Source organism: Acinetobacter sp. G18 (assembly GCF_052660225.1).
This window is the reverse complement of record NZ_CP109658.1, coordinates 100,281-122,799: the sequence shown is the minus strand read 5'-3', so window position 1 is coordinate 122,799 and position 22,519 is coordinate 100,281. Positions and strand designations below refer to the sequence as shown.

At 40.1% G+C, this 22,519-nt stretch carries 23 protein-coding genes; 14 read left to right on the top strand and 9 right to left on the bottom strand.

The window, feature by feature from the left end; genetic code table 11:
- Nucleotides 1-5: 5 nt before the first annotated feature.
- Nucleotides 6-1,160, top strand: a complete 1,155-nt coding sequence (locus NE363_RS00560) for a pyridoxal phosphate-dependent aminotransferase (RefSeq protein ID WP_445535632.1) — start codon at nucleotides 6-8, stop codon at nucleotides 1,158-1,160.
- A 105-nt stretch (nucleotides 1,161-1,265) separates the two neighbouring features.
- Nucleotides 1,266-2,633: an MATE family efflux transporter gene (locus NE363_RS00555; RefSeq protein ID WP_039252380.1), complete on the top strand. Its 1,368-nt coding sequence runs from the start codon at nucleotides 1,266-1,268 to the stop codon at nucleotides 2,631-2,633.
- A 56-nt stretch (nucleotides 2,634-2,689) separates the two neighbouring features.
- On the opposite strand, the gene NE363_RS00550 is transcribed toward NE363_RS00555, so the two are convergent.
- On the bottom strand, nucleotides 2,690-3,523 hold the full coding sequence (locus NE363_RS00550) for an SDR family NAD(P)-dependent oxidoreductase (RefSeq protein ID WP_004704843.1): 834 nt from the start codon (nucleotides 3,521-3,523) through the stop codon (nucleotides 2,690-2,692).
- Nucleotides 3,524-3,717: 194 nt separating this feature from the next.
- Between NE363_RS00550 and NE363_RS00545 the strand changes: the two genes are divergently transcribed.
- The 3 genes from NE363_RS00545 (at nucleotide 3,718) to phoR (ending at nucleotide 6,723) form a co-directional block, all read left to right on the top strand.
- Nucleotides 3,718-4,389, top strand: coding sequence for a TetR/AcrR family transcriptional regulator (locus NE363_RS00545; RefSeq protein ID WP_004704841.1), 672 nt, complete (start codon nucleotides 3,718-3,720; stop codon nucleotides 4,387-4,389).
- 255 nt (nucleotides 4,390-4,644) lie between these two features.
- Complete coding sequence (gene phoB / locus NE363_RS00540; RefSeq protein WP_000650776.1) at nucleotides 4,645-5,355, top strand: phosphate regulon transcriptional regulator PhoB; 711 nt, start codon at nucleotides 4,645-4,647, stop codon at nucleotides 5,353-5,355.
- Between the two features lie 9 nt (nucleotides 5,356-5,364).
- Nucleotides 5,365-6,723, top strand: coding sequence for a phosphate regulon sensor histidine kinase PhoR (gene phoR / locus NE363_RS00535; RefSeq protein WP_049066296.1), 1,359 nt, complete (start codon nucleotides 5,365-5,367; stop codon nucleotides 6,721-6,723).
- Between the two features lie 67 nt (nucleotides 6,724-6,790).
- Here phoR and NE363_RS00530 read toward each other — a convergent pair whose 3' ends face one another.
- Nucleotides 6,791-7,987 carry an alpha/beta fold hydrolase gene (locus tag NE363_RS00530; RefSeq protein ID WP_445535631.1) on the bottom strand — a complete coding sequence of 399 codons (1,197 nt, stop codon included), beginning with the start codon at nucleotides 7,985-7,987 and terminating at the stop codon, nucleotides 6,791-6,793.
- A 239-nt stretch (nucleotides 7,988-8,226) separates the two neighbouring features.
- Here NE363_RS00530 and NE363_RS00525 point away from each other — a divergent pair, with 239 nt between their 5' ends.
- Nucleotides 8,227-8,988: an AcfC family putative adhesin gene (locus NE363_RS00525; protein WP_445535630.1), complete on the top strand. Its 762-nt coding sequence runs from the start codon at nucleotides 8,227-8,229 to the stop codon at nucleotides 8,986-8,988.
- Nucleotides 8,989-9,044: 56 nt separating this feature from the next.
- On the opposite strand, the gene NE363_RS00520 is transcribed toward NE363_RS00525, so the two are convergent.
- The 4 genes from NE363_RS00520 to pncB form a co-directional block, all read right to left on the bottom strand.
- On the bottom strand, nucleotides 9,045-9,479 hold the full coding sequence (locus NE363_RS00520; RefSeq protein ID WP_445535629.1) for a hypothetical protein: 435 nt from the start codon (nucleotides 9,477-9,479) through the stop codon (nucleotides 9,045-9,047).
- Nucleotides 9,480-9,615: 136 nt separating this feature from the next.
- Nucleotides 9,616-10,467, bottom strand: coding sequence for an archaetidylserine decarboxylase (asd, locus tag NE363_RS00515; RefSeq protein WP_445535628.1), 852 nt, complete (start codon nucleotides 10,465-10,467; stop codon nucleotides 9,616-9,618).
- The gene (locus NE363_RS00510) at nucleotides 10,464-11,312 is read right to left on the bottom strand and encodes a sulfurtransferase (RefSeq protein WP_068935002.1); all 849 of its coding nucleotides are present in this window, start codon (nucleotides 11,310-11,312) and stop codon (nucleotides 10,464-10,466) included. Before NE363_RS00510 ends, asd begins: the two co-directional genes overlap by 4 nt.
- Before the next feature lie 150 nt (nucleotides 11,313-11,462).
- Entirely contained in the window at nucleotides 11,463-12,677 is a 1,215-nt protein-coding gene (gene pncB / locus NE363_RS00505; protein ID WP_445535627.1) for a nicotinate phosphoribosyltransferase, read from the bottom strand.
- A gap of 168 nt (nucleotides 12,678-12,845) precedes the next feature.
- Between pncB and dtd the strand changes: the two genes are divergently transcribed.
- Entirely contained in the window at nucleotides 12,846-13,289 is a 444-nt protein-coding gene (gene dtd / locus NE363_RS00500) for a D-aminoacyl-tRNA deacylase (RefSeq protein ID WP_445535626.1), read from the top strand.
- A 43-nt stretch (nucleotides 13,290-13,332) separates the two neighbouring features.
- Here the strand turns inward: dtd and NE363_RS00495 are convergent, their stop codons facing one another.
- The 3 genes from NE363_RS00495 to serB all read right to left on the bottom strand — a co-directional run bounded on the left by NE363_RS00495 (nucleotide 13,333) and on the right by serB (nucleotide 16,034).
- Nucleotides 13,333-13,812, bottom strand: coding sequence for an SCP-2 sterol transfer family protein (locus NE363_RS00495; RefSeq protein ID WP_445535625.1), 480 nt, complete (start codon nucleotides 13,810-13,812; stop codon nucleotides 13,333-13,335).
- Nucleotides 13,813-14,065: 253 nt separating this feature from the next.
- Entirely contained in the window at nucleotides 14,066-14,401 is a 336-nt protein-coding gene (gene aciT, locus NE363_RS00490; protein WP_004704819.1) for a ciprofloxacin tolerance protein AciT, read from the bottom strand.
- Between the two features lie 409 nt (nucleotides 14,402-14,810).
- Nucleotides 14,811-16,034 carry a phosphoserine phosphatase SerB gene (serB, locus tag NE363_RS00485; protein ID WP_004704817.1) on the bottom strand — a complete coding sequence of 408 codons (1,224 nt, stop codon included), beginning with the start codon at nucleotides 16,032-16,034 and terminating at the stop codon, nucleotides 14,811-14,813.
- Between the two features lie 59 nt (nucleotides 16,035-16,093).
- On the opposite strand from serB, the gene NE363_RS00480 reads away from it, so the two are divergent.
- The 7 genes from NE363_RS00480 (at nucleotide 16,094) to glmU (ending at nucleotide 22,513) form a co-directional block, all read left to right on the top strand.
- Nucleotides 16,094-17,401 carry a hypothetical protein gene (locus tag NE363_RS00480; RefSeq protein ID WP_445535624.1) on the top strand — a complete coding sequence of 436 codons (1,308 nt, stop codon included), beginning with the start codon at nucleotides 16,094-16,096 and terminating at the stop codon, nucleotides 17,399-17,401.
- A gap of 238 nt (nucleotides 17,402-17,639) precedes the next feature.
- On the top strand, nucleotides 17,640-18,761 hold the full coding sequence (gene ribBA / locus NE363_RS00475) for a bifunctional 3,4-dihydroxy-2-butanone-4-phosphate synthase/GTP cyclohydrolase II (RefSeq protein ID WP_199999753.1): 1,122 nt from the start codon (nucleotides 17,640-17,642) through the stop codon (nucleotides 18,759-18,761).
- A gap of 11 nt (nucleotides 18,762-18,772) precedes the next feature.
- Entirely contained in the window at nucleotides 18,773-19,243 is a 471-nt protein-coding gene (gene ribH / locus NE363_RS00470; protein WP_001007829.1) for a 6,7-dimethyl-8-ribityllumazine synthase, read from the top strand.
- A gap of 3 nt (nucleotides 19,244-19,246) precedes the next feature.
- Nucleotides 19,247-19,696 (top strand): transcription antitermination factor NusB, encoded by a 450-nt coding sequence (nusB, locus tag NE363_RS00465; RefSeq protein WP_004704812.1) that lies wholly within the window; start codon nucleotides 19,247-19,249, stop codon nucleotides 19,694-19,696.
- A 15-nt stretch (nucleotides 19,697-19,711) separates the two neighbouring features.
- Nucleotides 19,712-20,629 carry a thiamine-phosphate kinase gene (gene thiL, locus NE363_RS00460; RefSeq protein ID WP_445535623.1) on the top strand — a complete coding sequence of 306 codons (918 nt, stop codon included), beginning with the start codon at nucleotides 19,712-19,714 and terminating at the stop codon, nucleotides 20,627-20,629.
- A complete protein-coding gene (locus tag NE363_RS00455; protein WP_445535622.1) occupies nucleotides 20,607-21,140 on the top strand; it encodes a phosphatidylglycerophosphatase A family protein in 534 nt (177 codons plus the stop codon). The genes thiL and NE363_RS00455 overlap by 23 nt, the downstream gene beginning before the upstream one ends.
- An 8-nt stretch (nucleotides 21,141-21,148) precedes the next feature.
- Entirely contained in the window at nucleotides 21,149-22,513 is a 1,365-nt protein-coding gene (glmU, locus tag NE363_RS00450) for a bifunctional UDP-N-acetylglucosamine diphosphorylase/glucosamine-1-phosphate N-acetyltransferase GlmU (RefSeq protein WP_445535621.1), read from the top strand.
- Nucleotides 22,514-22,519: the final 6 nt, after the last annotated feature.

Genomic DNA, 22,519 nt, shown 5'->3' with positions numbered 1-22,519 from the left:
ACAACATGCTACAGCTTCAGTCAAAATTGCCCACACAAGGGGTAACTATTTTTAGTACCATGACGGCAATGGCACAGCGCTTGGGTGCACTTAACCTTTCACAAGGTTTCCCTGACTTTCCTGCACCTCCTGCTTTGCTCGAAGCCCTCTCACAGGCAACTTTAGCTGGACATAATCAGTACCCACCTGGTGATGGCATTCTCGCTCTGCGTGAACAACTTGCTTTACAGTTTCAACAGCGCGACCAACTTCAACTTGATCCTGTCACACAAATCACGATTACACCTGGCGCGACCATTGCTATTTTCTGTGCCATACAAGCCTGTATCAATGCAGATGATGAAGTGATTATTTTTGACCCGAGTTATGACAGCTACAGCCCTTCTGTTCAGCTAGCAGGTGGCAAAGCTGTTCGTATTGCCCTGCAAGCACCTGACTTTAAGGTTGACTGGCAGCAAGTTAAAGATCTGGTCAATGACAAAACCTGTATGATTGTGGTGAATACGCCCCACAATCCAACTGGCACCATATGGGAAAAACAGGACTGGTTAGAGCTTATTGAACTGATTCGAGATAAAAATATCGTGGTTTTATCTGATGAAGTGTATGAACACTTAGTTTTTGACGGTCAGCAACACTTTAGTGCGTTGCATTTTCCAGAGCTAAGAGAGCGTAGTTTTGTGATTGGTTCTTTTGGGAAAACCTTTCATGTGACAGGTTGGAAAACAGGTTACTGTGTTGCTTCACCTGAATTAATGCGTTTATTCCGTCAGATTTACCAATATGCGAATTTCTGTGGCACGTCACCTTGTCAGATTGCCCTAGCGCAATATATGCAACAACATCCGGAACATATTCAAGAGCTTTCACAGTTTTATCAAACTAAGCGGGATCGATTTAATCAGGCAATTCACAACAGCCGTTTTTTACTTAAACCGTCTCAAGGCACTTATTTCCAAAACCTTGACTACAGCCAGATTAGACCCGATTTAAACGATGTTGAAATGTGCCAGTTTCTTGCCGAGCAACATAAAATTGTGGCCATTCCAGTTTCGGTGTTTTACCAACAAGCGCCTGAGTCTTTACGCCTCATTCGTTTCTGCTTTGCTAAAAATGATGAAACATTGCAAAAAGCAGGAGAAATCTTGAATGAATGTTAATAAATTTAGAAACTTAGCATAGTAAAACACTACAAGAAATTTCCCCTAAATATGCTAAGTTGAATATCTGCCCCGCTCATCAAAGAGATGGGCGATGGAGAATACATGCCACCAAGACAGTCTTTAATTCATCAGCAAAATCTATGGAAAACATTTTTTGTTTTCTTATTGCCACTCATTGCAACCAATATTTTGCAGAACTTGTCCGGCACCATTAACACCATTTTTGTTGGCCAAATGATGGGTGTCGATGCAATTGCTGCCGTCTCGGTTTTTTTCCCTATTTTATTCTTATTGCTCGCTTTTATTATCGGAATTTCAACTGGTACGACTATTTTAGTCGGGCAAGCATGGGGCGCGCAGAATATTGAAAAAGTTCAAAGTGTCGTAGGGTCTACTCTGTTTATGACCATTATTGGCGGTATCATTACTGCAATTATTGGTGTGTTTTTTGCCCAAGATATTTTAGAACTTTTAGGCACCGACCCAAAGGTCATGCATCTCTCGTTGCCTTATGTGCAATGGATGTTGGCAGGTAGTCCACTCCTATTTGTCTATATTATCTATACCTCTATTTTACGTGGTGTAGGTGACAGTACGACACCTTTACTAGCTCTTGCTTTAACCAGTGTGATTGGTTTAGTCATTACCCCTATTTTGCTTAAGGGTTATTTTGGTTTTCCTGCTCTGGGAATTATTGCTCCAGCAATTGCCACCATTACAGGGTATGTGGCTATCCTAATTTTTCTGGCGATTTACCTAAACAAGAAAAAGCATCCGCTTCGACCGAACCGCCAACTTTTGCAGCATATTCGTCATAACCCAGATTTAAGCAAAATCATTTTGCGCCTAGGTGTGCCAACTGGTATTCAAATGATTACCACCTCTATGGCAGGACTTGTGATTGTAGGTTTAGTCAACCGTTTTGGCGCTCATGCGACAGCTGCATATGGTGCTGTAAACCAAGTACTCAACTATATTCAGTTTCCTGCTTTATCAATCTCAATTGCAGCTTCAATTTTTGCAGCACAAGCCATTGGTGCAGGTAAATCAGACCTACTTGCACGTGTTACCCGCACGGCTCTAGGTATGAACTTTTTATTTACAGGTACCCTAATCGCACTGGGCTATCTATTTTCAAAATATTTAATGGCTTTATTCATTACCGACCCAACTGTGGTGGTGTTAGGGCAGCAACTTTTATTTATTGTACTTTGGGCAATTTTGTTCTTTGGTGCAGGTGCTATTTTTGCATCCATCATGCGTGCCAGTGGTACCGTAACAGCCCCAATGCTATTAAACATATCGGCTATTTTATTTATTGAAATTCCATGTGCTTACTGGTTTAGCTCTATGTGGGGACTTAAAGGAATTTGGTTTGCTTATGCTTTGGCATTTGTCAGCCTCTGTATTGTTCAAGGCTTGTATTATCAGTTTATTTGGAAGAAAAAGAAGATCAAAGTTCTTATTTAGAATGCATTAAGCCTTATAAAAAAAGCCATCATTTGATGGCTTTTTTACATTAAAAGTTATTTCATTAATTTGGTCACAATGGTTGAAGCACGTTGGTATCCTGTCGGGAATAAACGTTGGAATGCATCCAGAATTTTTGCATCACTACCAATGAGTAAACGACGCTTATTTTTCAAAACTGCATCCAGAATTTGACGAGCCGCCTCTTCTGGTGGGGTACGCAATAACTTGTCAAAATTTTGAATCGATTTTGTCGGATCCATACCCAAAGTGTTCAAGCTATCGCTCATTTTTGCAGCTTTAGCAATATTGGTACGGATACCACCCGGATGTACGCACAACGAGCTTACGCCACATTTTTCAATATCTAGCTCTTGGCGTAATGACTCGGTAAAACCACGCACCGCAAATTTTGTAGCGTTATAGCCAGACTGAGTAGGTTGAGCGGTTAAACCAAATAAGCTCGAAATATTAATAATATGACCATCTTGAGTTTGCTTAATAAACGGTAAAAATTCTTTAGTACCGTAAACCACACCCCAGAAGTTAATTCCAACGATCCACTCTAAATCTTCATAGGTCGCGCCTTCTACAGTCGAACCTAAGGCAACGCCGGCATTGTTAAAAATGAGATTAACAGAGCCATGATCTTGCACGGTTTCCTGTGCCCACTGTTTTACCGCTTCACGGTCAGAAACATCCAGCTTTTTAGTTGTTACGCTAATGTTGCTGTAGGGTTTTAATAGCTCAACAGTTTTCTCTAAGCCCTTTTCATTAATATCACTCAAAGAAAGATGGCAGCCTTGTTTTGCCAAGAGAATTGCTAGTTGTTGCCCAATGCCAGAACCTGCGCCCGTAATTGCAGCGACTTTGTTTTTAAAATTTTTCATTGTCCATCCTTTGTTTTTCGATTTGCACAATCGGTTCATTGCATGTGCACTTTAGACTCTTTTAATATAATTTTGACAATATTCATTGTCAATATAGTACACTGTAATTTCAGATAGATTGGCACAATTCTGCTGACGGCTTTATCATAGGCCCATATTTGCCGAAAAACCGATAAATCAGGAAACCATTTTTTATGGCGACAAACGACTCAACCAGTAAAAAGAAAACAAAAACTGTGAGTAAAGAACGTCAGTTCAAAGGGTTATCTCTTACTGAGCGTAAAGAGGCACGCCGCGAAAAACTGATTGAAGCAGGTATTGCAACTTATGGAACTCTCGGCTTTTTTTCAGTGACGGTAAAAGATGTTTGCCAAGAAGCAAAACTCACCGAGCGCTATTTTTATGAATCTTTTAAAAAGAGTGAGGATTTATTCCAAACTATCTTTTTAAAAATGATTGAAGAGTTACAACAAAACTTAATGCAAGCTGTGATTAAAGCTGCGCCAGATCCAGAAAAAATGGTCGATGCGGGTTTAAGAGCACTGCTGACAACCTTAAAAGACGATCCGAGACTAGCTCGTATCATCTATGTTGATGCAGTTCTGGTTCAAGAATTACATAATCAGGCCACCATTCAGGAAACACTTGCTCAGTTTGATCGTATGATTCAAGCTTTCGTTATGCTGACCATGCCGCAAATTCAACATCATGAAAATGAGCTATCTTTAATCGCAACTGGCTTAAACGGATACGTGACACAAATTGCGATTCGCTGGGTGATGGGAGGCTTTGAGCAGTCTCTAGAGCAAGTTTTGACAGCTTGCCGTATTGTTTTCTTATCTTTATTGGCACAAGTTTCAAAATAATATTAAAGTTTTTTGACACGACTTTGACCTAAGAAACCTATAGGAAAGCAAACTGATAACACCTTGAATGATTTTAAGAAAATTTATGTTTTCCTGTCATCATTCGGTCATGTGCTTGCCGTATTTTTGTCACAAATTATTGCTAAATTCGATTTTATAGACTTTTCTGCAATGAAATTGTCATAATTAATCTTTGTAATAAGCCTGTCATAACTACAAAACGGTTCACCGTTAAAATCTACAAGGTATTACGCTGTGAAAGATGACTACATTTTAATTGTCGATGATGAGCTTCCTATTCGTGAAATGATCCATACTTCTTTGGACATGGCAGGCTTTCAATGTTTACAGGCTGAAGATGCTAAACAGGCTCATCAAATTATCGTCGACCAACGTCCGGCGCTTATCTTGCTCGATTGGATGTTACCTGGAGGGGTGAGTGGTGTCGACTTATGCCGCCGCTTAAAACGCGATGAAAATTTAGCAGAAATTCCAGTCATTATGCTCACCGCTCGCGGAGAAGAAGACCACAAAGTACAAGGTCTAGATGCCGGTGCAGACGACTATATGACTAAGCCATTTTCAACACGTGAACTGGTTTCTCGTATTAAAGCAGTTCTACGCCGTGCAAATGCATTAAGCGGTGAAAAAACGATTGATGCCAATGGTTTAATTCTTGATCCTGTAAGCCAGCGTGTAAGCTTTGGCAACAGTATTTTAGATATGGGACCAACTGAATATCGCTTGCTTGCATTTTTTATGACCCATCCAGAGCGTGCATATACACGTGCGCAGTTGCTCGATCAGGTATGGGGCGGTAATGTATACATCGAAGATCGTACCATCGATGTACATATTCGTCGTTTACGTAAAGTCTTAGAACCTTTTGGTGTTGACCGATTTGTTCAGACAGTACGTGGTACAGGTTATCGTTTCTCAACACGTGCAGATTTAGCCGCAGGTTAACCAAAATTTATGTATGAACCCTACCCCGTCCCTGAACAGGTACGTGAACAAAAACTTTCTCGTTACAGTAGTTTATGGACGTTTGCTAAACAAGATTTACGGCTTTTATTATTTTTCCTGATTATTGCGGGTTTAGTCGGTTTAGGGGTTGGGTATTTCTGGAGCTGTATTTTTATCGCCTTCGTGGTGTTTTTTGCACTCCAGTTACGTTCTTTATATTTGGTCAATGATTGGATTGCCAACAATCCTTACGATGTTCCTCCCAACTTAAGTGGTATTTGGGGGGCACTATTGTTTAATGTGTATCGTGCTCAGCGTCAGGAACGTATTGTTCAAGCCGAAATGGTTGGGCTGATTGACCGCGCTCAATCCTCTTTAGTTGCGCTAGCTGAAGCCGTTGTACTCATTGATGATCAACATCAAATTGAATGGTGGAACCCTGCCGCAGAGCGTTTATTGGGTATTAGCCCACTCGACCGTGGTCGCAACTTATTAACGATTTTGCGCCAGCCTACTTTTATTGAATATTTTAACAACATTGATCAGGCACCTGACGGCATTAAGCTACATTCCAACTTTGATGATGATCGTTATGTGCAAGTCAAACTCACACGGTTTGGTGGTGAAAGCCGCTTACTTGTCGCTTATGACGTGACTCGTATGCATAACCTTGAGCAAATGCGTAAAGACTTCGTCGACAATATTTCGCATGAACTACGTACTCCATTAACTGTACTCAGTGGCTACATCGAAACATTTACCGATCAAGAAGATATTAGCCCACGCTGGAAACGTGCATTTGACCAAATGCAATCACAAACCAAACGTATGAATGCGTTAGTGAATGATTTATTGCTGTTATCGAATTTAGAAAACAACAAAAAAATTGCAAAAAATCAGATTATTGAAATGCCGAGTTTAATGAATCAACTCTTTGATGATGCTCAGGCTTACAATGCCGATTATGGACACACGCTCAATTTACATATTGATAGCCACTGTGACCTCATTGGTTCAGACATGGAAATTGCTAGTGCATTTAGTAACTTAATTACCAATGCCATTAAGTACACACCAAAAGGCGGAACGATTACCATTGGTTGGCACGACGATGGTGAACATGCTTACTTTAGCGTACAAGATACAGGCATTGGGATTAACCCAAAACATTTGCCGCGGCTGACTGAGCGCTTTTACCGTGTAGATAGCGACCGTAGTCGTCAAACAGGTGGAACGGGTTTAGGTTTGGCGATTGTAAAACACGTGCTGATGCAACACGGCGCTTATTTAGACGTGCAATCTAAAGAAAATGAAGGGTCAACATTTACCGCAGTTTTTCCAAAAGAAAGACTATATAACATGACCTAAAATTACCCCTCATATATAAAAAGCCGACTCATAAAAAGTCGGCTTTTTTGTGAAAATCACACTCTGTTTATTTAGAAGTCGAGCAATACGACTTGATCTGATTTTTCTCTATAACGTTTAAGAAGTTGGTAGCGAAAGTATTGCTTTGACGCAGGGCATCTCGATGATCTCCGCCATCAATCGTTTGATAAATGGTTGGTTTTTTTAATTTACATAGCTGTTGGTAATAAGCATATGTTCCTCTCGGGTCAACCAAATGATCTTTAGAACCTTGAACAATCATTAACGGTACAGTCGGCACCATATTTTCAATCGACTGCTGTTTTAGATAAGCCAAAAGAGGTTTTAAGTCCGCATCAGCTTTAAATATACTCGAAGGAGATTTCTTCAAATCAGATTGAAGTTCAGATAAACAGCGGCTACGTCCTTGAGTCAGCACAGTGTTCATTTCTGGACTGACTAAGTTTTCAGGAACAATGCTTGGTTCAGCTGCTTGTGCGCCCAATAATACAATCGGGAAAAAAGCAGCCACACTAGGTTCTGGGTTCGGATTAGTTTTCACATATTCTGCAATACCTTCATATTGATAACCGCCTGGCGCAAGCGCAATCGCTCCTTTTAAATCCAGTTCAGGCGCATCTTTTTGGCCATAAGCAGATACTGCAATTGCCGCAGCCCCACCTTGGCTATGTCCCATGACTAACCACTGTTTATTGAAATCTTTTGGCTTCAACACATGTAATGCTCGTACGGCATCGACCACCGTATGCAGTTGGCTTTTTGCATTCATATAAGGATGCCCACCCGGTGTACCTAAACCCTGATAATCAGGTGCAACAACTGCGTAGCCTCGTGCAAGCCAGCTATCTAAAGCTTTAGAAGCAACTTCTTGATATGAATGAACTGGGCCACCTACATAGTCATCCGAAGGTGCGCAGGTGTCAGCAACTCCTGTCGTACCATGTGCCCAAGCAAGTATAGGCCAGCCATTTTTAGGCGGTGTTCCTTTTGGTAGTAAAATAAATGCTGAGGTAACGATAGGTTCACCGTTCACACCTCGACTACGATAATTTATTAACAAACGCTGATCGGCGTGAGGAAATAAATTCGTTACATCTTGCTGTGCTATAGACAGTATTGAACCTGGTTTATCGTTCACAATTTGCTTGTTCAAATCTGTAATTGACGCAGTCATAGCAGAGCCAGACACTAAACAAGCACTACTAAATAAAATTTTAAAAAACGAATTACTTTTTTTAATCAAGGGATTACTCTTCTATTATTTACATTGCATCTATTTAAATAATCAATTTATAAAATATAAATTACCATAAAATTATCTATAATTTATATTCAATCTAAAAACACATTAAAACAGATTTACTGAAATTTAATAAAACTATATTTTAAAAATATGTAATATAAATACAGTTGCAAAAATTAATCCCGTTTAAATAATAAAAAATATATGCTGATATTTTCCTAATTACTACAGCGATTAAAATGTCAAAACAATATAAATTTATACCGTACCTAATTTGTCTTATTCTCGGTTCTGTATCTATCCATAGCTTTGCAGATGTGCAAGTGTATGGTCCTGGTGGTCCAGCACCCGCAATAAAAGAAGCCGCCAAACAATTCACCAATAAAACGGGCATAGCAGTCCATGTGACTTCTGGACCTGCTTCTCAATGGTCGGAAAAAGCGAAACAAGATGCCGATGTTATATATAGCGGTTCCGAAGCCATGATGTCTGATTTTGAAAATGCTTTTTCTGAGCAAATTATAAAAGACTCGGTAGAGCCTTTATATTTACGTCCCACAGCCATTTTAGTGAGAAAGGGAAACCCTAAGAATATTAAAGGTTTTAAAGACCTCGCTAAACCCGGTGTTAAGGTTTTAGTTACGCATGGCGCAGGTCAAGTCGGTATGTGGGAAGATATTGCTGGAAGAACTGGAAATATTAAATTAACCAAATCTTTTCGAAAAAATATTGCCACCTATGCAGCCAACACAGGAATTGCCAAGAAAAACTGGGAAGAAAATAGCGGCTATGATGCTTGGTTAGTCTTTAATATTTGGGGAGTCAGTAACCCAGATATTGGACAAATTATACCAATTGAACCAGAGCTAGTTATTTATCGAGATACAGGTGTAGCCTTAACTAAGCATAGTTTAAAAGACACTGAAGCTAAACGTTTTGTGGATTTTCTATCATCTCAACAAGGCAATGCTATTTTCAAAAAATATGGTTGGACTAAATAATGAAGAAGGGAGCCATACTCCCTTTTTTGCTTTTTAAAAGTATTAACTCTAGCTAATTAAAATATATTCTTTGATATTGAATATACTCCTACGGCATATAAAGTACCCAGTATTAAACAAAAGGCTGAGCTGATATACCAAAATAAATCACTATTTCCGACAAATTTTAATTTTAACCATGGAAAAGCAAAACCACGAATAAGAAACACAGCTGCGACAAGTGACAAAATAATTTCGGTAAAAGGTAATAGCTGTAGTCCTTTTGCTGCAAAGAAGGCATACATAGAACATACTGTTAGGATGATCCCCACAGCTATAGCTGTAAAATTCGGATACCAATACCCCCTTTCGACCATCTGAACAATACTTTTCCCAGCTCCTAAAAACCGAAAACCATTTGCTCCCCAAAACACACAAATAAAATGAAGTAACGCGGCCATGAAAGTCAAAGCCGAAGCAAAATATAAACTAATGATAGGAGTTGGGGACATTTTATTCTCTTAGTGAATCTTTATAATGAGTTAAAAATTAATTTACTGGCAAACATTATATTTAAAAATATAGTTAATTATAGGAATGTAAATAAAAAAGAGAGCAAATGCTCTCTTTTTAAATCTTATTTCTGGGTTAGATCGTATGGCCCATACGTTCACCCATCACAACAACAGACTCAGCTTTAAAACGCTTTTCCCACTCGACCTTATCTTTTTCAAATAAGATAACCGCAGTAGAACCTAAATAAAAACGGCCAAGCTCAGCACCTTTTTCTAGCTTTAACTGATGATGTTGTAATTCGATACGACCTGAAGGCTTTACCTTGCCTGTTGCTACAGTTTCAATACCAGCAACAATCATAGCGCCGACTAAAACAACAGCCATACGTCCAAGCTCAGTATCAAACAAACACACCATGCGTTCATTACGGGCAAATAATCCCGGTACATTTTCAGCGGTCACCTGATTTACTGAAAATAGCTCACCCGGTACATACAACGTTTCAGTTAATGTACCTGCAAATGGCATATGAACACGATGATAGTCGCGTGGCGAGAGGTAAACTGTTACAAACTCACCTTCTTGGAAAGGTTGAGCAAGTTGTGGGTCGCCAATGAGTTTCTCTACAGAGAAGCTTTGACCTTTTGCCTGAAAAACCTCACCAGCAGTAATTTTACCAATTTGTGAAATAGCGCCATCTGCTGGTGAAACAATGCTATCTGCATTTTCGTCGATCAAACGTACGCCATCTTTTAAAGCACGGGTAAAAAAGTCATTAAAAGATTTATATTTCAGTGCATTGCCTTGTTCAGCAATCGATAAATCAATCCCATACTTAGTTTTAAATGCTTGAATAACAGCAGTTTTTATAACTGGATTTTCACTCGCAGCAACTTTACCCACTACACGGCTCAATTGATGTTGAGGAACAAGATTTTGTGCCTTAATAAATAATTCTTTTTTTAATCGAGATGTGAAACTCACGACGGTGATTCTCCAGTAATAATAGGACTATCGAGGCGATTGCCCCATTCACTCCACGCACCATCATAGGCTTTTGCTTCCCAACCCAAAAGTCTAGCCAAAATGTAGGCCAAACCAGAACGGTGATGTGACTGGCAGTACACGACTACAGGTTGCTGTAAATCAAACCCAAGTTGTTCAAGGCGCTGCCGCGTGCGTTCAAGCGGATGCAATTTTAGATGATTTTGACGATTAAGTGCAGTACTCCACTCAAAATGAAGGGCATTTGGAATGTGACCACCGCGTCGCGCTGCTAAGCGGATACCACTATATTCATCAATTGTTCTACAGTCCCATAACTGAATACTTTCTTGCTCGACTTGCTTTCTTAGTTCCTCATAGTTCACTCGGTACTGAGCAGCATGCGATAAATCAATTTGAATTAAATCGGTAACAGGAGAAATTTTTTCGACTTCTGCCGTTGTGGGTAAGCCTGCTCCTAACCATGCATGAATACCACCATTAATTAAACTGGTACGCGTAAATCCTAAGCAATGTAAATTCCAGATTAAACGCCCAGCCCATGCCCCACCTTCATCGTCATAGACCACAACGTGATGATTTGGTGAAATATTCAATTTTTCAATCAGCGCTTGTAAGCCAGATTCATCAGGCAAGATGCCAGTGGCTTCTTCATGTTGAGCCACCAACCATTTAGGCTGTAAATGAATGGCATGTGGAATATGAAGTTGCTCATAAACAGATGCACGGCTTAAATCCACAATACGGATATATTCATTGCCTAAATAAGGCACTAACTCTTCGGCTTCTATGAGTAAATCAAGTTTAAAATCAGGAGGGGTCATCGTCATGGTTACTTTTTATACCAGCTTAATTTCATCTTAGCATAAGCTTATATCTATCAAACTCTGATTTTCTGCTACCATTTAGCAAAAAATCAGATATAAACATTCTTAAGCACTGAGTCTTTGCCAAGTCGTTAAACGACATTGTCATTAAACAGCTTCATCAAGCTCTTCAATTTGGAAAACCTGACGCAAATAGGCCAAGAACGTATCGTTGTCGGTCATGGTCTTTCCTGGGCTATCCGAAATTTTGGCAACCGACTGACCGTTACACTCAACCAGTTTCAACACAATATTCAGCGGCTTTTGCCCCATATCGTTGGTCAAATTGGTTCCAATACCGAAACTTACCTGAAAACGATCTTTAAAGTATTGGTGAAGCTCCCATGCCTTTGGCAAATTGAGACCATCACTAAAGGTGAGCATTTTGGTTTTAGTATCAATTTTTAACTTACGATAATGCGCGTAGGCTTTATCGCCCCACTCATATGGGTCACCACTGTCGTGACGTAAGCCATCAAATAGTTTCGCGAAATACAGGTCAAAATCTCTGAGGAAAGCATCCATTCCAACAACGTCAGTCAAAGCAATTCCTAAGTCTCCACGATATTCTTGAACCCATGTTTCTAAAGCAGCTTTTTGAAAGTCACGTAAGCGCACATCAAGGGCCTGAAACGCTTGTAGGAATTCGTGCGCCATAGTTCCAATTGGCGTGATATTTAATTCTTTAGCCAGCAAGACATTACTTGTACCACGGAACACATGTGGGACAGTTTTATGAAATGCAGCCACGACATGTTTTTGCCATTCAAAGCTATAACGACGGCGTGTACCAAAGTCGGAAACTAAAAATGGAGGATCATTCGGCTGTTGAGATTTTTCGTATTGCTGAATTAATTCGAGTTTTGCTTTTAAACGGCGTTCGCCCTCGGCCCAAACTTCATCTGTTCGAATGCGGCTAAAATATAACTCATTTACAATCGCCAGCACAAAAATCTCGAACATCATGGCCTGAACCATTGGCCCTTCAATACGAATATCTAGACGACCTTCGGCATCTATACTGGCTTGAATAAAACGACGTTTGAGTTGGAATAATTCTAAATAATCGACAAAATCACTTTTAATAAAACGCAATTTTCTTAAGTATTGCAATTCGTCTTCTTTATATTTGAGATTACATAAATGGTCGAGTTGCTCATTTAAGTCATCCAAAATATCCACTAATGGATAAACCGTATCTTCTAAGTTTCTGCAACGAAAATGATAGACGCTATGAGTTTGCGGAAATTTGTGCAAAACCACTTGTAGCATCGTAAATTTGTACAAGTCTGTATCAAGTAAAGAATGGATAATTGGAGACATAGTCAATGATTATTCGCTTGCTTCTTTGCATTAAAGCATATTTTTATAGATGAATTATGGGCTTTTATACCATTGTTGCAACTCCATGAAATTTCCTTTTAAAAATCATTTAAATTAATTTCTGCTAAACTGCATCAATTCAAACAATTGCAGAAAATCTCTCTAACAATGCGCGCTTTAATACAACGAGTTCTTGAAGCTAAAGTGGTCGTAGACGGTGAAACGACCGGCGAAATCCAGCATGGCTTATTGGTTTTTTTAGGAATAGGCCGAGATGATACCTTCGCCATGGGTCAGAAGCTTATCGATAAAATTTTGAAATATCGTATTTTTGATGATGAGCAAGGCAAAATGGGCTGGAACGTCTCTCAGGCAAATGGTGGGATTCTGCTTGTTTCTCAGTTTACCCTGATGGCTCAAACCCAAAAAGGTTTACGTCCGGACTTTGGCCCAGCTATGCCACCTAGTGATGCAAAAGCACTCTATGAACAGTTGGTTGAATATACCCTTTCACAGTTTGAAAAAGTTCAAACAGGAATTTTTGCAGCCGACATGAAAGTACATCTCATAAATGATGGGCCAGTCACTTTCAATCTGGAAGTTGAAGCATAAATATAAAAAACTCCCAAATGGGAGTTTTTTATATTTCTGGCAATTAACGTCCAGTTTTCTCTTTAATAAAAGCACGCGCCTGACGTACTTTTTCTTTTACTGGTTTTGGTAACTTAGGTGGAATGAGCTTAGCTGCTTGGTTAAACCAAACAAGCAAGCTGAAATCGCCTTCCATTTTAATGCTACCGTTTTGCATACCTGTCATAAATGCAGTTGGGTCGCCTTTTAATAATGTTTTTACACCTTGTTCACTATCTGCAAATTGCAAAATAAAGTCAGCTTTTTCAGGCGAACCCGCGACTGTGTCGATGTGACCATGGTTAATAATAATTTGGCGAGCAACACCTAAGTCAGTACCAATTTGAATACGGAATGCACGGTCATGAACTAGTTCAATAAACTTAGGACTTGTACGTGCCAACTGTTTCATACGAAGTGTCAAACCTGCTACCAATAAATCTAACGGGTCTGTACTAACATCAACAAGTGGTAACTTAACTACAGGTATAGAAGAAAGTTTCATGAACATTCACGCCTATTGTATTTTTATGAAAATCTTGGGGCAAAACTCGACAAGGGCTTCCCTTTGACTGTTTTGTGCATCGACTGATGATATTCTAATTGGCAACGCAATCTATATATGAAACGTCAACAGACCACGCTATCGTAGCATAACTGGCTATTTTTTAATAAATGCTTTGTATAATAAAAATCATGTTTTCGTAAATAAAAAAGGCATGCTGTGCATACCTTTTTAGCGTTAGATAATACTTTAATTATCGGCTAGAACATTGCTGTTGGTCATCTTCATATACTGGCGTATGTTCTATATATTGGCGATTTGCCAAAGCCTTTTGTGCCTGTTTATCCTCACGTAATAAAACAAATGTGACCATTACCATCGCTAGACTTAGTGCAGTTAAATAACTATATGTGACTGGCATTTCAAAAGTGACTTGAACTCCAAAGCGGACCACTTCCAATAGCCCCCAAAAAAACATCCCTGCAAGCATAAAACCAAGCCAACGACGGTAAGGAGAAAAGAAAACAGCAACAAGCGCGACAGCAATTAAGCTGAATCCGGCGATAGCGGCAAAATTCGCTGTTACCATAGAAACCTCCGTCTTAATGAAAACGTCTAAAAACATTCGGTCTGAACTTCAGACCTCATTCCAAAAACAACTTTAATTCATGATTTGTGTTGAAGCTTAGAAAGCATTATGGATGTTTTTTTTTAGAAAAAAAGACCTGTTATTTGTCGATGCGACACACTTTGTCGCAACATTCTTTTGTCATTACATTTTTCTAAATTTCAAAAAGTTCTACGTCCTATATGGCATCAATTATGGCGTGTCATTACAAAAAACTATGCTGTTTTTTTGCCTGAAAATAAGTTTTTTTCAGTTTTTTTTATTGCCTTTTTTCTGTGCATAATTTTGTCATAACTTGCTTGTTTTTATGACTATTCTGCATAAAAAAAGCGCTACTCTTGAGCAGCGCTTAATGATTGTTCAGTATTATTTAAGCACGGTTCAAATCTTTGTCATGCATACCGAGTAAATATAGTACACCATCTAAACCAACGCTTGAAATCGCCTGATTCGCATTTTGGCGAACAAGCGGTTTAGCACGATACGCTACGCCAAGTCCGGCAATCGCAAGCATTGGTAAATCATTTGCGCCATCGCCGACAGCCATTGCCTGCTCTAATGAAATATCAAGTTTGTTGGCAAGCTCACGTAATAATTCAGCTTTACGTGCGCCATCAACAATTACACCTTTTACTTCACCAGTTACAACGCCATCTTGTACGTCTAAAACGTTGGCATGAACTTCATCAATACCTAATTTACCTTGTAAATATTCAGCAAAATATTGGAAACCGCCAGATAAAATTGCAGTTTTATATCCAAGTGCTTTTAACGTTGAAATGAGGCGTTCTGCACCTTCGGTAATGGTTAAACGCTCAGCAATTTTAGGTAAAACAGCAGCATCAAGCCCTTTTAATAATGCAACACGGGCACGGAAGCTTTGTTGGAAATCAAGTTCGCCTTGCATTGCTCTTTCAGTAATTTCAGCAACTTGTGCGCCTACCCCTGCTTCAATCGCCAATTCATCAATCACTTCTTGCTCAATTAAGGTTGAGTCCATATCGAAGCACACTAAACGACGGTTACGTCGATAAGCGTTGTCTTCTTGAACAGCGACATCAATATTTAATTCGCTTGAAAGAAGTAAACATGCAGCACGCATTGCTTGTGCATCTAAAGTTGGACCACTGCTTAAACCGAACTGTACACAAGCGCGACGAGGCAATGTACTGTCCTTTTCAATGTCTACACGACCTGATAAACGGGTTACAGTTTCGATGTTAAAGCCTTGGCTAGACACAATTTGTGTAACGGCTTGTAAGTGTGCAGCAGTAAGCTCTGGTGCCAAAGCCGTGACGATATAACGGGTTCGCCCACCTTCACTTACCCATTGATCGTATTCTGCGCCCGAGATTGGTTTAAAGCGCACTGTTAAGCCAATATCATGTGCTAAAATCAAAATCTCTTTCATTGCCAACGCTGTCGCAGTTTCATTATCTGAAGCGACCACGATGCCCAATGTCAGTTGATTATGAATAACGGCCTGACCTACATCCAGTATTTGCAATGAATGTACGGATAGTACTTGCATTAATCGGGTAAACTGGTTTGGTTGGTCCGGTCCTAAAAAGGATATAAGAATGATTTCTCGCATGAATTGACTCTAGTCTGAGTGACAACTATTGTAAGAATCATAATCGAATTTCAATATAATTGCCTTGGAAGTTTAACTTGATTGCGCCTAGACAAGGGCTATTTGCTAGCCTACTGATCATTAGTTTTGCATTGCATACCTTTTTATTGGTGATTGCAACGACACACCAGCTCAATGAAAACCGTGCGAGCCAAGGTCAGCTCATGACCAGCCAACTCGTAGCAGACAGCTTATCTGAGCTTGAACCTGCCAATACGGTATCTTTGGCTCTTATTGCCAATCGCTATGCGACCAATCCAAGTGTGGCATCTATTCGCATTCTTGATGCCAATAAACAAGTCCTAGCGACAAGCGGCATGTCAAAAACTCGCGAAGGTGAAGTTTTTGTTCGTGATGCTCTTCAAAACGAGAAGAAAGTCGGTTCTATTGAAATTACGCTTATTCAACCAAGTATTGGCGAAATCCTTCGTACCCAATGGCTGGCGATTTTAGCTTCGTTATTCTTACATGTTTTATTATGGCTTGCTTATCGTGCCATCGCTCGTCCAACCCGTAGTGAATACCTAGCACGTATTAACGAAGAAAATCGTTTAAAACATGAGATTCAAGAGTTAACTCAAGCTCTCGCGCTTGAAAAACAAAATACAGTAACTTTGGTTGCACAAGCTCAGCAACAAGCTAAAGCGAAACCACTTGTTCGCCCACAACCAGAAAAAAGCACAGAATCTACAAACCAAGATAGTTTGGCACTCAACATTCAGTTTTATGACCCTAAACAGTTATTAAGTAGTGTTAACCAGTCTGTTTCTATACCTTATTTCAAACTTTGCCAGCTCTTCTTAAATAAAAGTATCGAGCTATGCACAAAGCATTATCATTTAAAGACTACAGATATTGAGGTCGTAGATGAGTTTCATGCAGAAGGCGCAACACTCGCAATCTCAACCTCACATCAGCACGCTGTAGAATGTCTTCTTATGGTGGGAACAGTTTTCCAATTACTATCAGACGTTTTATATAAACGTTACCGTGAAGATAAACGCTTTGCACTACAAACGCGTAGTGCTGTGTGTCATGCAGTAGGAGCAATGCAAATTGATGCCAAAGAAGCAGCTCAGCGTTTAGCACAACATCTGCATGCTAAAGAGTCTGCGCTTTATCTAGATAATGATCAGCTTAAAGCAATTCAAGACAGTTATCAGCTTGTTGCAATGCCAAACCCGAGCAATATTATGACTCGTCATGCATTTATGATTAATGGTATGAATGCTGAATGTGCAGAGCTTGCCCAAAATATTCGAACTGAAATTTTGATGGGCAAAAAATCAATTCCACAAAATGATAGCCCGAGCAGTGCGGCATCTTAAAAGTCATTGTGCGCATTCAAACCTAGCCTAAAGGCTAGGTTTTTTTATTTAAATTCATGGTATTTATAATCAAGAATTTTATTTTCTTATGCTTTATTGAGATAAGTAAATCCAGATCTATTATGTTGAGATGTAAATTTGGATAAATCAGAATCATAGGCAAAATTCTCTAAACAGCGTAAACTATGCAAAATTTATTAAATAGAAATTGTCTTACGACAAAAAAAGGTGAAAGCGAATGCCGCTGAGTCGTGTTGAAGATCTTGTCGCCGATATTCGTGCAGGCAAAATGGTTATTTTGATGGATGACGAAGATCGCGAAAATGAAGGTGATCTTGTCATGGCAGCAACGCATGTGCGTCCTGAAGATATCAACTTCATGATTACCCATGCACGTGGTCTAGTTTGCCTAACGTTAAGCCGTGAGCGCTGTAAACAGTTAAATCTACCTTTGATGGTTGATCAAAACGGCGCTCAGCACAGCACAAACTTTACGTTATCAATCGAAGCTGCCGAAGGTATTACAACAGGTATTTCAGCAGCAGAGCGTGCGCATACAATTCAAACAGCTGTCGCAGCGCATGCAAAACCAAGCGATATCGTACAGCCGGGTCATATTTTCCCACTCATGGCTCAACCAGGTGGTGTTTTACACCGTGCAGGTCATACCGAAGCAGGCTGTGATTTAACACGTTTAGCAGGTCTTGAACCAGCTTCAGTCATTTGTGAAATCATCAATGAAGATGGCACAATGGCACGTCGTGCAGATTTAGAAATTTTTGCTGAGAAGCATGGTCTAAAAATTGGTACAATTGCCGACCTAATTCACTACCGTATGACCAATGAGCAAACGGTTGAACGTTTGGATCAAAAAACCATTCAAACGGAATATGGTTCATTTGAACTTTACCGTTATCGTGAGATTGGTAATCCGGACATTCATTTGGCTTTGGTTAAAGGCGAGCCAAAAGAAGGTGTTACAACAGTACGTGTTCATGGTTTCAGTCCAATTCGCGATTTGCTTAAGCTCAATAAAGCTGATGGTGAACCTGCGTGGAATCTAGACCGTGCACTACAGACAATTGCAGCGAGTGATCGCGGTGTTTTAGTATGGATCGGCCAAGATCATTTGCAAGACTTGGGACCAGCGTTGGATGATTTAAATAAGCCAAAACCGGTGAAATCCAATGCAGCACTTTCACATCAATATCAAACGATTGGTGTCGGTGCTCAAATTTTGCGTGATTTAGGTGTTGAAAAAATGAAGCTTCTTAGCTCACCATTACGTTTCAATGCTTTATCTGGCTTTAATTTAGAAGTAGTGGAATATATCACTGCTGATCAAATCACAACGAAATAATCGAGGTTGCTATGGCAATTCGCCGTATTGAAGGTTTATTACATCTCGCAAGCGAAGGTCGTTATGCGATTTTAGTGGGTCGTTTTAACAGCTTTGTTGTTGAACACTTATTAGAAGGCGCGATCGACACATTAAAACGTCATGGCGTAAATGAAGATAACATTACTGTTATTCATGCTCCTGGCGCATGGGAACTCCCGATCGTTGCTAAAAAATTAGCTACATCAAACCAATTTGATGCGATTATTGCACTTGGTGCAGTAATTCGTGGCAGCACACCACACTTTGACTTTGTTGCTGGTGAATGTGCGAAAGGTTTAGGTGTAGTTGCGTTAGAAAGCAGCTTGCCTGTTATCAATGGTGTATTAACTACTGACAGCATCGAGCAAGCAATCGAACGCTCAGGTACAAAAGCAGGAAACAAAGGTAGCGAAGCTGCTTTAACTGCAATTGAAATGGTTAATTTATTAAAGGCAATTTAAAGCATGTCTCAAACACTGCAAGCCGCTTATGCAGCAAAACGCAAAGCACGTCGTTTTGCTGTACAAGGTATTTATGAGTGGCAAATGAGTCACAACCCTGTACATGAAATTGAAGCGCGTACACGTGCGGAAAATGCAATGCACAAGGTCGACTTAGGCTATTATCACGAACTACTGACTCAAGTCATTGCTCAACGTGAAGAACTTGATGCATTACTTATTCCGGTACTTGACCGGGAACTTAGTGCACTTGATGGCGTGGAACTTGCGACCTTACGTTTAGGTGCTTACGAGTTACGTGATCATTTAGAAATTCCATACCGTGTGGTACTTGATGAAGCAATCGAGCTCGCTAAGCATTTTGGCGGAGCAGATAGTCATAAGTACATCAATGGTGTATTAGACCGTCTGAGTTCGACACTGCGTAGCGCAGAAAAACAGCAAGCAGATTAATAGGCTTGATGTTCTATGGCTGAGTTTTCAATTATTGACCAATATTTTAATCGACAATCAAATTCAGATGTCGCACTTGGTATCGGTGATGACTCAGCCTTAATTACTCCCCCTCCAAATCAACAATTAGTGATCTGTGCAGATACACTGGTTGCTGGCCGTCATTTCCCTCTAGACACCTCCCCTCATGCTATTGGTTGGAAAAGCGTTGCTGTAAATCTTTCAGATATTGCTGCAATGGGTGCTAAACCCCATAGTATTTTGCTTGCAATCAGCTTACCTCAAGTTGACCATGAGTGGCTTGAAGGTTTTAGTCAGGGAATCTACGACTGTTGTAATCAGTTCGGTGTTGCCTTAATTGGTGGAGATACCACCCAAGGACCTCATCTCACCATTACCGTTACCGCAATGGGCTGGATAGAAACTGGCAAAGCCGTGCTACGTTCAGGCGCAAAAGTCGGTGATTATGTTTGTGTAAGTGGTCAGGTGGGTGATGCAGCTTACGGTCTTCAGCATTTGGGACATCCGCTGCAGCAAAAACTCGATTATCCGACACCACGTTGTCAGCTTGGGCAAGAGCTTAAAGGACTTGCCTCTAGCATGATTGATGTTTCAGATGGTTTAGCGCAAGATTTAGGACATATTTTAAAAGCATCTAAGGTTGGAGCACGACTTGCCTTAGAAAAATTACCTGTTGACCCAGTATTGCAACAATTAAAAGAACAACAACGTTGGCAATATGCGCTTGCAGGTGGTGATGACTACGAATTATGTTTTACAATAACACCGCAAAATTATGGAAAACTTTTGCAAAAACAACTGGACGTTAAGATTACAATGATTGGACAGATCGTTGAACAAACAAAACTAACTTTTGAGCATTTGGGTTCAGATTACCCGCTGCAAATTCATGGATACCAACACTTTGCATAAACCGCCGATTCATTTTAAGAACATGTCTTGGTTCAACCGCTGCATCGTTTTCTGTGGGGTTGGTTTTGGATCTGGTCTCGCCCCTAAAGCACCGGGTACTTTTGGCTCTGCTTTTGCCTTACTTTTCATTCCTATCTGGTTATCTCTCGGATTTAACTTAAGTTTAATCGCTATTATCATCATGTCGTTGGTGGGTATTTATATTTGCGGTCAAACAGCAAAGGTTATAGACGTACACGATGATGGTCGAATTGTGTGGGACGAATTTGCAGGTCAATCTATTACTCTCCTGCCTTTAATATTTTTTAATATAATGTCGTTACAATGGGCACTAATTGGTTTTTGCTTATTCCGCCTGTTTGATGTTTGGAAACCTTGGCCAATCCGTGTGGCTGACCAGAAAGTTGCTGGCGGCTTCGGAATTATGCTGGACGACGTCATTGCAGGGCTTTGGGCGGCACTATGTATCATCATATTTATTACTTTCTGGGGCGTAACGCCATTTAAGTAGGTTTACTCATGTCAACTACCGTCATTATCCTTGCTGCAGGCAAAGGAACGCGAATGCGTTCACAACTACCTAAAGTATTACAGCCTTTAGCTGGCCGCCCGCTACTAGGACATGTTATTAAGACAGCAAAACAACTATTAGCAGAAAATATCATTACCATTTATGGACACGGCGGCGATCACGTAAAGCAGACGTTTGCACAAGAAAACATTCAATGGGTTGAACAAGCAGAACAATTAGGTACAGGTCATGCGGTACAAATGACTTTACCGGTACTTCCTAAAGACGGTATTTCTTTAATTTTATACGGTGACGTTCCTTTAGTCCGTCAAACAACGCTAGAGCAACTTGTTGAAGCATCAAGTCAAACTGGTATTGGCATGATTACTTTACATGTCGATAACCCAACAGGTTATGGCCGTATTGTTCGCCAAGACGGCAAAATTCAAGCGATTGTTGAACATAAAGATGCAACTGATGCTCAGCGCCAAATTCAAGAAATCAACACAGGTATTTACTGTGTAAGCAATGCAAAACTTCATGAATGGTTGCCTAAGCTTTCTAATGAAAATGCACAAGGCGAATACTATTTAACTGACATCGTTGCGATGGCGGTTGCAGATGGTTTAAAAATTGCCTCTATTCAACCAGAACTTGCTTTTGAAGTTGAAGGGGTTAATGACCGCTTACAACTTGCAGCACTTGAACGTGATTTCCAGCAACAGCAAGCAAAAGAACTTATGCAACAAGGCGTAACTTTTGCCGACCCTGCCCGTTTTGATTTACGCGGTTCTGTGAAAGTTGGACACGATGTTCGTATTGACGTAAATGTCATTATTGAAGGTGACTGTGAACTCGGTGACTTTGTAGAAATCGGTGCTGGTTGTATTTTGAAAAATACAAAAATTGCAGCAGGAACCAAAGTTCAAGCTTATAGCGTTTTTGATGGTGCAATTGTGGGTGAAAACACTCAAATTGGTCCATTTGCACGCTTACGCCCGGGCGCTAAATTGGCGAACGAAGTACACATTGGTAACTTCGTTGAAGTCAAAAACACAACCATTGGTCTTGGTAGTAAAGCTAACCACTTCACCTACTTAGGTGATGCCGAGATCGGTGCTGACTCAAATATTGGGGCAGGTACAATTACCTGCAATTATGATGGTGCAAATAAACACAAAACCACTATTGGCGATGCAGTGTTTATCGGTTCTAATAGCTCGCTGGTTGCGCCTGTGACTATTGGAAATGGAGCAACAGTCGGTGCGGGTTCTGTGATTACGAAAGATGTAGCTGAACAAAGTCTCTCCTTTGAACGTGCTCAACAAATTTCTAAGGCAAATTATCAACGTCCCCAAAAGCGTGAAAAATAAGAGGAT

What these genes read in the sequence shown, in the direction of transcription:
- serB (WP_004704817.1), bottom strand. Translation starts at nt 16,034, where the DNA reads ATGCGAGAAATCATTCTTATATCCTTTTTAGGACCGGACCAACCAAAC.
- dtd (WP_445535626.1), top strand. Translation starts at nt 12,846, where the DNA reads ATGCGCGCTTTAATACAACGAGTTCTTGAAGCTAAAGTGGTCGTAGAC.
- NE363_RS00555 (WP_039252380.1), top strand. Translation starts at nt 1,266, where the DNA reads ATGCCACCAAGACAGTCTTTAATTCATCAGCAAAATCTATGGAAAACA.
- NE363_RS00560 (WP_445535632.1), top strand. Translation starts at nt 6, where the DNA reads ATGCTACAGCTTCAGTCAAAATTGCCCACACAAGGGGTAACTATTTTT.
- ribH (WP_001007829.1), top strand. Translation starts at nt 18,773, where the DNA reads ATGGCAATTCGCCGTATTGAAGGTTTATTACATCTCGCAAGCGAAGGT.
- nusB (WP_004704812.1), top strand. Translation starts at nt 19,247, where the DNA reads ATGTCTCAAACACTGCAAGCCGCTTATGCAGCAAAACGCAAAGCACGT.
- NE363_RS00520 (WP_445535629.1), bottom strand. Translation starts at nt 9,479, where the DNA reads ATGTCCCCAACTCCTATCATTAGTTTATATTTTGCTTCGGCTTTGACT.
- NE363_RS00510 (WP_068935002.1), bottom strand. Translation starts at nt 11,312, where the DNA reads ATGACCCCTCCTGATTTTAAACTTGATTTACTCATAGAAGCCGAAGAG.
- phoR (WP_049066296.1), top strand. Translation starts at nt 5,365, where the DNA reads ATGTATGAACCCTACCCCGTCCCTGAACAGGTACGTGAACAAAAACTT.
- NE363_RS00495 (WP_445535625.1), bottom strand. Translation starts at nt 13,812, where the DNA reads ATGAAACTTTCTTCTATACCTGTAGTTAAGTTACCACTTGTTGATGTT.
- NE363_RS00550 (WP_004704843.1), bottom strand. Translation starts at nt 3,523, where the DNA reads ATGAAAAATTTTAAAAACAAAGTCGCTGCAATTACGGGCGCAGGTTCT.
- pncB (WP_445535627.1), bottom strand. Translation starts at nt 12,677, where the DNA reads ATGTCTCCAATTATCCATTCTTTACTTGATACAGACTTGTACAAATTT.
- aciT (WP_004704819.1), bottom strand. Translation starts at nt 14,401, where the DNA reads ATGGTAACAGCGAATTTTGCCGCTATCGCCGGATTCAGCTTAATTGCT.
- NE363_RS00525 (WP_445535630.1), top strand. Translation starts at nt 8,227, where the DNA reads ATGTCAAAACAATATAAATTTATACCGTACCTAATTTGTCTTATTCTC.
- ribBA (WP_199999753.1), top strand. Translation starts at nt 17,640, where the DNA reads ATGCCGCTGAGTCGTGTTGAAGATCTTGTCGCCGATATTCGTGCAGGC.
- thiL (WP_445535623.1), top strand. Translation starts at nt 19,712, where the DNA reads ATGGCTGAGTTTTCAATTATTGACCAATATTTTAATCGACAATCAAAT.
- glmU (WP_445535621.1), top strand. Translation starts at nt 21,149, where the DNA reads ATGTCAACTACCGTCATTATCCTTGCTGCAGGCAAAGGAACGCGAATG.
- NE363_RS00455 (WP_445535622.1), top strand. Translation starts at nt 20,607, where the DNA reads ATGGATACCAACACTTTGCATAAACCGCCGATTCATTTTAAGAACATG.
- NE363_RS00545 (WP_004704841.1), top strand. Translation starts at nt 3,718, where the DNA reads ATGGCGACAAACGACTCAACCAGTAAAAAGAAAACAAAAACTGTGAGT.